General features: G+C 59.9%; 9 protein-coding genes. 3 read left to right on the top strand and 6 right to left on the bottom strand.

Features of this window, described 5'->3' with window-relative positions; genetic code table 11:
* The first annotated feature begins 91 nt into the window (after positions 1 to 91).
* Together HMPREF1257_RS08925 and HMPREF1257_RS08930 are read left to right on the top strand one after the other, a co-directional pair.
* Positions 92 to 355 carry a hypothetical protein gene (locus HMPREF1257_RS08925; RefSeq protein ID WP_034659553.1) on the top strand — a complete coding sequence of 88 codons (264 nt, stop codon included), beginning with the start codon at positions 92 to 94 and terminating at the stop codon, positions 353 to 355.
* Positions 352 to 1,530: an alpha/beta hydrolase gene (locus HMPREF1257_RS08930; RefSeq protein ID WP_023024105.1), complete on the top strand. Its 1,179-nt coding sequence runs from the start codon at positions 352 to 354 to the stop codon at positions 1,528 to 1,530. Before HMPREF1257_RS08925 ends, HMPREF1257_RS08930 begins: the two co-directional genes overlap by 4 nt.
* A 28-nt stretch (positions 1,531 to 1,558) precedes the next feature.
* Here HMPREF1257_RS08930 and HMPREF1257_RS08935 read toward each other — a convergent pair whose 3' ends face one another.
* The 5 genes from HMPREF1257_RS08935 to dnaK form a co-directional block, all read right to left on the bottom strand.
* Positions 1,559 to 3,079: an aldehyde dehydrogenase family protein gene (locus HMPREF1257_RS08935; RefSeq protein ID WP_023024107.1), complete on the bottom strand. Its 1,521-nt coding sequence runs from the start codon at positions 3,077 to 3,079 to the stop codon at positions 1,559 to 1,561.
* A gap of 446 nt (positions 3,080 to 3,525) precedes the next feature.
* Positions 3,526 to 4,062 carry a heat shock protein transcriptional repressor HspR gene (locus HMPREF1257_RS08940; protein WP_023024110.1) on the bottom strand — a complete coding sequence of 179 codons (537 nt, stop codon included), beginning with the start codon at positions 4,060 to 4,062 and terminating at the stop codon, positions 3,526 to 3,528.
* A 20-nt stretch (positions 4,063 to 4,082) separates the two neighbouring features.
* The gene (gene dnaJ / locus HMPREF1257_RS08945; protein WP_023024112.1) at positions 4,083 to 5,288 is read right to left on the bottom strand and encodes a molecular chaperone DnaJ; all 1,206 of its coding nucleotides are present in this window, start codon (positions 5,286 to 5,288) and stop codon (positions 4,083 to 4,085) included.
* Positions 5,289 to 5,386: 98 nt separating this feature from the next.
* Complete coding sequence (gene grpE / locus HMPREF1257_RS08950; protein ID WP_034659552.1) at positions 5,387 to 6,109, bottom strand: nucleotide exchange factor GrpE; 723 nt, start codon at positions 6,107 to 6,109, stop codon at positions 5,387 to 5,389.
* Entirely contained in the window at positions 6,109 to 7,971 is a 1,863-nt protein-coding gene (gene dnaK, locus HMPREF1257_RS08955; RefSeq protein ID WP_023024115.1) for a molecular chaperone DnaK, read from the bottom strand. Before dnaK ends, grpE begins: the two co-directional genes overlap by 1 nt.
* A gap of 460 nt (positions 7,972 to 8,431) precedes the next feature.
* On the opposite strand from dnaK, the gene HMPREF1257_RS08960 reads away from it, so the two are divergent.
* Positions 8,432 to 8,617: a hypothetical protein gene (locus tag HMPREF1257_RS08960; RefSeq protein WP_023024121.1), complete on the top strand. Its 186-nt coding sequence runs from the start codon at positions 8,432 to 8,434 to the stop codon at positions 8,615 to 8,617.
* 176 nt (positions 8,618 to 8,793) lie between these two features.
* Here HMPREF1257_RS08960 and HMPREF1257_RS08965 read toward each other — a convergent pair.
* A partial coding sequence (locus HMPREF1257_RS08965) for an IS1249 family transposase (protein WP_023024123.1) occupies positions 8,794 to 9,884 on the bottom strand: 1,091 nt, incomplete at its 5' end.

Here is a 9,884-nt window from a genome sequence, read left to right on the forward strand (position 1 = left end):
AAATCCCAACTTAGTGCAGCGTCACCTAGTTATCCACAGGTTGGCGGTTTTGCCCTCGCGGCCACAGCCCGCAGCGGCCACGCTTAAGGCCATGAGTTATGTAGATATTCCTGAATACCTTCCCGCACATGTACGCACGTTGAGGGCGCGGCCGGCGGCGGCTATGCCGGGGGCACGCTTAAGCGTGGCTTCCCGGACGTCTGCCGCCCTGCAGCGCGCGGTGGCGCAGTGGTCTGAGACGCAGCAGCTTAGCGATGCCACCGTTTCCGAGCGCCTGCGCAGCCTCCACGTCTTCCTGGACCGCAGCGGCGCGCTCGATTCCTCGCTCGCTGCGAGCTTGAGGAGGGCGCGATGAATTTATCGACTGCCCTGCGCCACAGCGCCGCGCAGCTCGCCGCGGATCGCTCTGGCCTGCACACTCACTATGTGGACTCGCACCACGATTGGCACTCGCTATCGCTGGGTGGGCCCGCGGGCGTGGCGGCGCGATCCGGGTTAGCGGAGGCGACCGAGTGGCTGAGTAGCCCCCTTGGGCAGATGGAGCAGGTCATCGAGGTGCTTGACCGGCACGCGGACCTGCAGGCCTGGCGCGAGGGGGTGGAGGCGCGGATCATTTCCTTTTTGGGCAAGGTCGATGAGTTTTCTGGGCCCGCCGCACTGGCCGGCGGCGTGCTACTGCGGGAGGTACGTGCGCTTGGCGATGCCCTCGATTGGCTCTGCTCCCAAGAAATCGACGCCCTCTGCACGCCCGCCGGGGTGGAACCGCCGCGGCGGCTCGAGGATTTTGCCGATCTCCCCCTCGATACCATCCACGAAATCAACCTCGCCCAGGCCAGCGACCGCGTGGCCCAGCTGGCCGCAAATAACCCCGATATGCGCATCGTGGAGACAAGCCCCGGCCGGCTGGTGGCGTTGGTGGATCCGGCGGGTTTTCGCACCGAGCCTGCGTCTGTGACCACGTTTGTTGAAGGCGTACATTCCTCCGACCCCACCACCTGGCAGCGCGCCGTGGACCGCGGCCGCAATATCGCCACCGCGAGCGGTGGACCGGCCGCCGTGTGGTTGGGCTACCAGGCGCCATCGAGCCTGCCGCGCGCCGTGCACGCCGATCCCGCGCGTGCGGCGGGGCAGAAGTTGGTGCGGTTTCAGCGGGGCATCGGCAAGCGGTATCCAGGTGCAAAGCGAACGGTGGTGGGTTATTCCTATGGCTCCGTCGTGACTGGATACGCGGCGCGCGAGGAGGAAATCGCCTCCGATATTGTGCTGGTGGGAAGCCCCGGTACGAGTGCTCAGCATGCCCGCGAGCTGCACGGCACCGTGTGGGCGGCGACCAATGACAATGACCCCATCGCTATCGCGACGGGGCCACTGAGCGGGATCCACGGACCGGATCCCACCGTCCAGTCCTTTGGTGCCACTCCCCTCCCCGGCGCGGATGGCCTGCCCGGGGACCACGGGTCCTATTGGGAGGACCCACAGTTCCTGCACGGGCTGGGCACGGTGGCTGCTGGGGAATCGAGGACGGATTAGCGCAGGTTGGGGAACGCCAGTTGTGGGTTTAGAACAGGCCTGCGGGGGCGTCCGAATACGAGACCAGCATGTTCTTGGTTTCCTGATAGTGGCCAAGCATCATCAAGTGATTCTCGCGGCCCAAGCCTGATTCCTTGTAGCCACCGAAGGCGCTGTGTGCTGGGTAGTCGTGGTAGTGGTTGACCCACACGCGGCCGGCCTGAATATCGCGCCCGGCGCGGTAGCAGATGTTTTGCTGGCGCGACCACACGCCGGCGCCGAGGCCGAAGTTGGTGGTATTCGCGATCTCGATGGCCTCATCGTAGTCCTTGAAGGTTGCCACTGAGAGCACGGGCCCGAAGATTTCCTCTTGGAAGATGCGCATCTCGTTGCTGCCCTTAAATACCGTGGGCTCGATGTAGTAACCGTTTTCGAGACCCTCCACCTTGTTCACGTGGCCGCCGATGAGCGTTTCCGCGCCTTCTTCCGGGCCGATCTTGAGGTACTCGGTAATCTTGTCCATCTGCTCCTGGGAGGCCTGGGCACCCATCATGGTTTCGGTATCCAACGGGTGGCCAATCTTGATCTTCTTGACGCGCTCGATGGCAAGCTCCAAGAACTTATCGGCAATATCCTCATGGACCAACGCACGCGATGGACAGGTGCAGACCTCGCCCTGGTTAAGGGCGAACATGACGAAGCCTTCGACGCACTTTTCCAGGTAAGAGTCATCTTCATCCATGATGTCCTTAAAGAAGATGGACGGCGATTTACCGCCGAGCTCCAGGGTGACCGGGATGACCTTGTCCGCGGCGGCCTTATTGATGAGCTTGCCCACCGGGGTGGAACCGGTAAATGCGATTTTGGCAATGCGGTCCGAACCCGACAGTGCCGCACCGGCCTCCTCGCCCACGCCGTTGACGATATTGAGTACGCCATCTGGGAGGAGGTCTCCGATGATGTCCATGAGCAAGAGGATGGATGCTGGCGTTTGCTCCGCAGGCTTGAGCACGATGCAGTTACCCGCAGCCAGGGCCGGTGCAATCTTCCAAGAGGCCATGAGCAGCGGGAAGTTCCACGGGATGATTTGGCCAACCACGCCGAGCGGCTCGTGGAAGTGGTAGGCCACGGTGTCTTCGTTGATCTGGGACAGACGGCCCTCTTGTGCGCGGATGGCGCCCGCGAAGTAGCGGAAGTGGTCAACGGCCAGCGGGATATCGGCGGCCAAGGTCTCGCGGACGGCCTTGCCGTTCTCCCAGGTTTCCGCGACGGCGATCTTTTCCAGGTTCTCTTCAATCCGGTCCGCGATGCGGTGCAACAAGAGCGCGCGCTCTGCTGGAGTGGTCTTGCCAAAGGTGGCGAAGGCCTTTTCCGCAGCATCGATGGCCGCATTGACACCGGCTTCCTTGCCGCGGGCCACCTGACAAAATACCTCACCGGTCACGGGGCTGATGTTGTCCATGTATTCGCCATCGACTGGCGGAACCCACTTACCGCCGATGTAGTTGTCATAGCGGTCGCGGTAGTTGACGATGGCCCCTTCGGTTCCGGGTGCTGCGTACAAAGTCATGATGGTGGTGTCCTCTCGTGTAGAAATTTCGACTGTGACCATTGTTGGGTATGGCCCGTGCCACTACAGGTGTTTGTCTGTGTTGTATTTCACCTGCTTTCCTCGTCATAATAATGCAATTTTTCGCATTTCGCACTAAATAGGGGTGGGAAATTAACATTTCTTCACAGCGTAAAGTCCGGTTGTACGGGTGCACCACCGCCGAGTCGAGGGTTTAGCGAGGTGCGAGAGGGCGCAGGAACGGTAGGAGCCGATCGGGCCGGAAAAGAAGGCGCGGGAAGGTGGGGCCGATGGGGCCCGAGAGGAGAGTACCGAGAGAGCTCCGCGAATGCACCGAGAGAGCGAGGAACTCTTGGGCAAAGATAAACCCTCCAGACCTGTGCAGGCGCTATGCCGTGGCAAAGGTATGGAGGGTTTAAGTTGAGGTTTCTCGTCCGCAGGACGGATTAGGTGGTTTGGCCACCGTTGTTTCGGCGATTGCGCTTGCGGTCGCGCGCGGTGCGCGGGCTCCACATCACCACGGAGGTAGACCGCGGGACGTGGACGAGCTCACCGCTGCGTTGGGAACGCCCCGGGACCTGCGAGCCTTGCGGGCCTTGGGCGCCGCGGGTGCGCTGCCCCTGCGCTTGGGGGTGCTGTGCTCCCGCGCGCTGCCCGGCGGCGAGCTGATCACGGAGGGCACGGACTTCATCGGCAAGCGCATCGCGTTCGGCCTCTAGCTGGTCGCGTTCTTCGGTTAACTCGATGATGGATTTGATGCCGGCGAGATTGACGCCATCGTCTTGCGAAAGCGCCTGAATCTTGCGGAGCAATTCAATATCACGATCCGAATAACGGCGGCCGCCGCCGCGGGTGCGGGCCGGGGAGACCAAACCCATGCGGTCATAGGTGCGCAGGGTCTGGGCGTGCATCCCGGAAAGCTCGGCAGCCACGGAAATGACGTAAACGGCGGTGCCGGAACCTTCTGCCTTTCCAGTACTCATTGTGCAATGCACCTCCTGCCTTAATTGCTCTCCGCGCCGGCCCAGCCTGCGCGGGGATTAAAGCCAGAGTCCTTTTCGGCCTGTGCATAGGTGCGCAGAGCGCTGGAGGCCGCAGCATCGAGCTTGGAAGGCACGGTGACTTGCACGCTCACCAAGAGGTCGCCGGCCTTGCCGGCGCGCTTGGCAATGCCGCGCCCTCGCACACGCAGGGTGCGGCCATCCGGGGTACCGGCGGGGATCTTCACGCGGACCGGGCTGTCCAAGGTGGGAACCGTGATGGTGTCACCAAGGGCGAGCTCGGCAAACGAGACGGGGACGGTGATGTGGATATCGTCGCCGTCGCGGGTAAAGACCTTGTCGGGCTTGACGGTGACCGCAACGAAGAGGTCACCGGCCGGGGTGCCATTCGGGCCAGCCTCGCCTTGGCCGGCGATACGGACCTTTTGGCCGTCGATGACGCCGGCGGGGATGCGGACCGTGATGTTCCGGGTGCGGTGCACCGTTCCGGTGCCGTTGCAGTCTGGGCACGGATCTGTGATGCGGCGGCCCGTGCCATCGCAATCCTTGCATGGGGCGGAAAAGCCGAACGCACCGCGGTTTTCCGAGGTGTATCCGGAGCCATTGCAGGTCCCGCACGTTGAGGTCTTGCCGGAGGAAGAACCCGAGCCATGGCACGTGGTGCACGGCGCGTTACCGCTTAAGGCCAGCGGGATGGTGGTCCCCTTGGCGGCCTCGCGGAAATCGAGGGTTATTTCCGTTTCGACGTCGGCCCCCCGCGACGGTTTAGCTGAGTGGCCAGCACTACCGCTGCGGTTGAAAACGCTACCGAAGATATCCCCAAAACCGCCGCCTTGAGACGATCCTCCAGTGGCGCCTCCGAAGAGGTCCGAGAGGTCGAAGTCTTGCGCACCTTGTCCACCCATGTTCGTGGATCGAAACCCGCCGGGAAAGCCGGCGCCTCCGTTCCGTCCGAAGCCACCGCCATTGCGCAGCATGGCCTTGAACTGGTCGTATTCTTTGCGTTCGGAGGCATCAGAAAGCACATCGTATGCTTCCGCAACCCGCTTGAACCGGTCCGCTGCCGCAGGGTCATCGGGGTGGGTATCGGGGTGGTTTTCGCGGGCAAGCTTGCGGTACGCGCGCTTGATCTCGCTTTGGTCTGCGGACGAGGAGACCCCCAGATCCGCGTAATAATCTTTGTCTGCCCATTCGGGTTTAGCGCTCACTGGGCATCTCCTCCTTTCAAGAAGAATCGGTTGTAATTAGTAAAAAGGGCGCCGGGGGAAGTTGAATCAGTCAGTTCCCAAGGCGCCCTTTTCCCGGATTAATCGGCTTGTTCGGTGCCTTCCGAACTGCCGGAATCCTCACCGGGGTCCGCGATGATGACCAGCGCGTTGCGCACCAGCCTCTCACCTACGCGGTAGCCCTGGCGCAGCACGGTGCCGAGCACCTGCTCATCGCCGGAGGACAAATCCTGCACGGCCTCGTGCATCTCTGGGTCGAAGGGTTCGCCCTCTTCACCAAAGGCGGTGAGGTTGTGCTGCTCTAGGCCCTTGCGGAGCTTATCCGCAACCGCCTTGAGCGGGCCCTCCAGGTCACCGTGCTGCTTGGCCAAATCGAGGTCATCGAGCACCGGCAGCAAGTCACTAATGACCTTTGCCTTCGCGGTTTCGATAACGGATTGGCGGTCACGCTCGGTGCGGCGGCGGTAGTTGGTGTATTCCGCATTCAGACGCTGCAGGTCTTCGGTGCGTTCTGCCAACTGCGCCTCCACATCGTTGGTGGCAGCGCCGGTGGAGGTGGGCTCATCGCCCTCCTCCTCGGCCTCGACCTCATCGGCGTTGACATCAGCCAGCGCGTCTTCGAGGTCAGCATCAAGGGTGGGATCCAATTCGGCTTCTTCGGAGGCATCAGCCTGCGCGTCGTTGGCAGCCTGTGCTTCCTCGGCCTTTTCGGCGGCAGCCTCAGCGCGGTCAGCCGAGGTAGCCTCCGGATCCGTGTTTTCCGGGTCGCCTGGGTTTTGCGGCATTCCGCTGTCCTGAGTCATTACTTGTCGCCGTCCTTGTTGTCGTCGGAGTTCTCGTCTTCGTCCACAACTTCAGCGTCGACCACGTTTGGGTCGCCCTGTCCGGCGCCGGCATCGCCAGCACCCTCGGCGCCGCCCTCTGCAGCCTGTGCCTCGTAGATCTGCTTGCCCATCTCCTGGGATTCGGTGGACAGCTTCTCTACTGCGGACTTGATGGCATCGAGGTCATCGCCCTTCAGTGCCTCGTCCACGGCGTCAGCAGCCTCGGTGACCTTGGTCTTGGTGTCCTCAGAGACCTTGTCCTCGTTATCCTCCAAGAACTTGCGGGTCTGGTAGGAGGTGGACTCTGCGTTATTGCGCAGCTCCTGCTCCTCGCGACGCTTCTTGTCTTCCTCAGCGTGCTGCTCGGCGTCCTTGACCATGCGGTCGATCTCTTCCTGGGAAAGGCCAGAACCTTCCTGGATCTTGATGGTGTTTTCCTTGCCGGTGCCCTTGTCCTTGGCGGTCACGTGGACGATGCCGTTGGCGTCGATGTCGAAGGTGACCTCAATCTGGGGCACGCCGCGAGGTGCCGGTGCGATGCCGCCGAGCTCGAAGGAACCCAGCAGCTTGTTGGCGGTAGCCATCTCGCGCTCACCCTGGAAGACCTGAATCTGCACGGAAGGCTGGTTGTCTTCTGCGGTGGTGAAGGTCTCGGACTTCTTGGTCGGGATGGTGGTGTTGCGCTCGATGAGCTTGGTCATCACGCCGCCCTTGGTTTCAATGCCGAGGGAGAGCGGGGTGACATCGAGAAGCAGCACGTCCTTAACCTCACCGCGCAGCACACCTGCCTGGAGTGCAGCACCCACTGCAACGACCTCATCCGGGTTAACGCCCTTGTTCGGGTCCTTGCTCGTCAGCTCCTTGACCAGGTCAGATACGGCCGGCATACGGGTGGAACCGCCGACCAGCACAACGTGGTCGATATCGCCGACGGAAAGGTCAGCATCCTTGATGACCTGGTTGAACGGAGCCTTGGTGCGGTCCAGCAGATCCTGGGTGATCTTCTGGAACTCGGTGCGGGTCAGGGTCTCATCCAGGAACAGTGGGTTCTTGTCGGAGTCAACGGTGATGTAAGGCAGGTTGATGTTGGCCTGCTGGGAAGAGGACAGCTCAATCTTGGCCTTCTCTGCAGCCTCGCGCAGACGCTGTACGGCGCGCTTGTCCTTGGTCAGGTCAACACCCTGGGAGCTCTTGAAGCGGTCAACCAACCAGTCAACGATGCGCTGGTCCCAGTCATCGCCGCCCAAGGTGTTGTCACCTGCGGTGGCCATAACCTCAACGACGCCATCGCCGATTTCCAGCAAGGATACGTCGAAGGTGCCGCCACCCAAGTCAAAGACCAGGATGGTCTGCTCTTGCTCGCCCTTTTCTAGGCCGTATGCAAGCGCAGCCGCGGTGGGCTCGTTGACGATGCGCAGGACGTTCAGGCCGGCAATCTGGCCAGCTTCCTTGGTGGCCTGACGCTGTGCGTCCTCGAAGTATGCAGGAACGGTAATAACGGCGTCCGTAACATCCTCACCCAAGTAGGACTCTGCATCGCGCTTGAGCTTCATCAGCGTGCGAGCGGAAATCTCCTGGGAGGTGTAGTCCTTGTCATCGATGTTGACGGTCCAGTCAGTACCAATGTGGCGCTTGACGGAGCGGATGGTGCGGTCCACGTTGGTCACGGCCTGGTTCTTGGCGGACTGACCAACCAAGATTTCGCCGTTCTTAGCAAAGGCTACAACGGAAGGCGTGGTGCGGGAGCCTTCGGAGTTAGCAATAACGGTGGACTCGCCACCTTCCAGTACGGAAACGACGGAGTTCGTCGTACCAAGGTCAATACCTACTGCGCGTCCCATGATTCATTCTCCTTTTTATCGAGTGCAGTTAATAAAGTTGATTGTCAGTGACTCAACTTCTCGTTGCGTCCGTGCGCTACTCTAACAGAAGTTGCGAACTCGTTCATAAATTCTTGGGCCCGTGTCACTCAATCTTTATAACCACTAAGACTCAAATCTTATTCCCGCCGGCTCAACTCTCCTTAAAAATTATGCTATTTTCCCAGCTCTCAGCCCTAAATCTTGCTCCTCTCTTCCACGTCAGGAAAGAGCGAATCACCTTTTAGAAACAAACTCTGCCATACCCAAAAGCTCACCAAAGGGCCATAAAAAGGTGGCCAAAAGTTACCTCACAAAGGATCCAAAAGAGGCTTGGCAGGCGTATTTAACTCGCACATACTGGAAACCACAGCAGCCACTGGTTGCTACCCAGAGAGATTGATTTGTAGTTTCACTCCGCCAATTCGAAAGGAAACGTCCAATGCTCGACACCCTCGTAAACCTCAGCTCCTCCCTCGATTTCGAGGCAATCTTCAAGGCCATCAAGGGCGCTGCTGAGCTGTCCTCCGAGTCCAACTCCGACTCCGTGGACCTGTCCTCCGTAATCGAGGGCCTGTCCTCCAAGGACAACGCTGACGCTGCTACCGAAACCGCAGCTAACGCTTAAGTAAACCTTCGCGTTTACACTCCTTCATGAAGACCGACTAAACCCCCGCACTTTTCCACGCAGGTTTTAAACCTCGCACCGGAAGGTGCGGGGTTTAGTTGTTTTCATTTGCTGGTTTCAGGGTTAAGTAGCAAAATGTGTGTCTGGTGGGCGTGTCGTCGGTTGGGCGCCTTTTGTCATTTCATGGGTCCTTTTCTGATTCCTATGGAGTGTGAGTATTCGGTTGGGATAGCGTTGTCGTAGAAGGCTGGTCGGCCTGTTTCCGGGTCGGCTGTGTTGTGGTCTTCTGGGGTAAGGCCTTGGACTTTGGCGAGTTGGTCTTGCCCGAAATTGCACTGCCTGGCGATCTCTAATGGGTCGTCAGGCAGTTGTGTTTGTGAATACAGGTACCATTCCAGCATTTTGCGTTGTCGTTCTCCTGTTCTTCCACGGTGAGCATCAGCGATGCGTTTGAGCGGGGCGTTAACTCCGCCTTCGAGGCTGTTTGTCGTTGCTACCCAACGCTGTGGCATAAGAGCATGTGGTGGTGGCTTAAGGTAGGTAAATAGATGTTGTTTCTGCGAAAGGTTTCGCAGTGATTTATAGGCTTGGCGAACGCGTAAATGGGTCCATTCCCACTTACGGTTGGACCTGCGGCGGTGTGTAGGGGTCAGGGTTTTCTCGGAAAGGAAGTGTTTATAGACCTGGCCGAAGTCATGCAGGTTCTTCGTCCATTCCCGTGCTTGGTCTAGGGTGCTGATTTTGGTTAATTGCAGTGCTAGGCCATAGATGGCTTTGCCGGCATCGGTGCGTGGCCGGCTGGTGGTGTATCGGCGGATTACGCGTTGGGCATGGACTAGGCAGCGCTGGATTGGTGTGTGTGGCCAGCATGTTGCGATGGCTGATTGGGCGCCGAGTCCGCCATCAAGTACGACGCATAACGGTGGCGCTATGTTTTTAAGTAATTGAATATAGGCGTCGGTGGATTCCTTTTTAGCCCAGTGCCAGGCAATGACGTGGTCATGGCTTGCTGCGACAAGCAGGCAGCCTGCCGCGGTGTAGGTGCCGTCGATGAAGATTTGGTCGTAGATTCGGTGAGGGTCCGGGGTATTAGGGATATCGATAAGCCAAAAGGGTTCAAACCGGCGGTTGAGAGTCCACCGGCTTATTCCTTGTTGCTGAGCGAGCTGGTTCAATGACGTTGTAGATACCGCGTAGCGGTAGAAGGCGCGGAAGTCCCGGGACTGGGTATGGTCAGTTCGTTGGCGCGTTAGGGAGCTTCCGCAGT

Origin of the sequence: Corynebacterium sp. KPL1814, from assembly GCF_000478175.1 — a bacterium.
Taxonomy (GTDB): Bacteria; Actinomycetota; Actinomycetes; order Mycobacteriales; family Mycobacteriaceae; genus Corynebacterium.

Coding starts and splice junctions, on each gene's coding strand:
- HMPREF1257_RS08925 (WP_034659553.1), top strand. CDS start 92: ATGAGTTATGTAGATATTCCTGAATACCTTCCCGCACATGTACGCACG.
- HMPREF1257_RS08930 (WP_023024105.1), top strand. CDS start 352: ATGAATTTATCGACTGCCCTGCGCCACAGCGCCGCGCAGCTCGCCGCG.
- HMPREF1257_RS08935 (WP_023024107.1), bottom strand. CDS start 3,079: ATGACTTTGTACGCAGCACCCGGAACCGAAGGGGCCATCGTCAACTAC.
- HMPREF1257_RS08940 (WP_023024110.1), bottom strand. CDS start 4,062: ATGAGTACTGGAAAGGCAGAAGGTTCCGGCACCGCCGTTTACGTCATT.
- grpE (WP_034659552.1), bottom strand. CDS start 6,109: ATGACTCAGGACAGCGGAATGCCGCAAAACCCAGGCGACCCGGAAAAC.
- dnaK (WP_023024115.1), bottom strand. CDS start 7,971: ATGGGACGCGCAGTAGGTATTGACCTTGGTACGACGAACTCCGTCGTT.
- HMPREF1257_RS08960 (WP_023024121.1), top strand. CDS start 8,432: ATGCTCGACACCCTCGTAAACCTCAGCTCCTCCCTCGATTTCGAGGCA.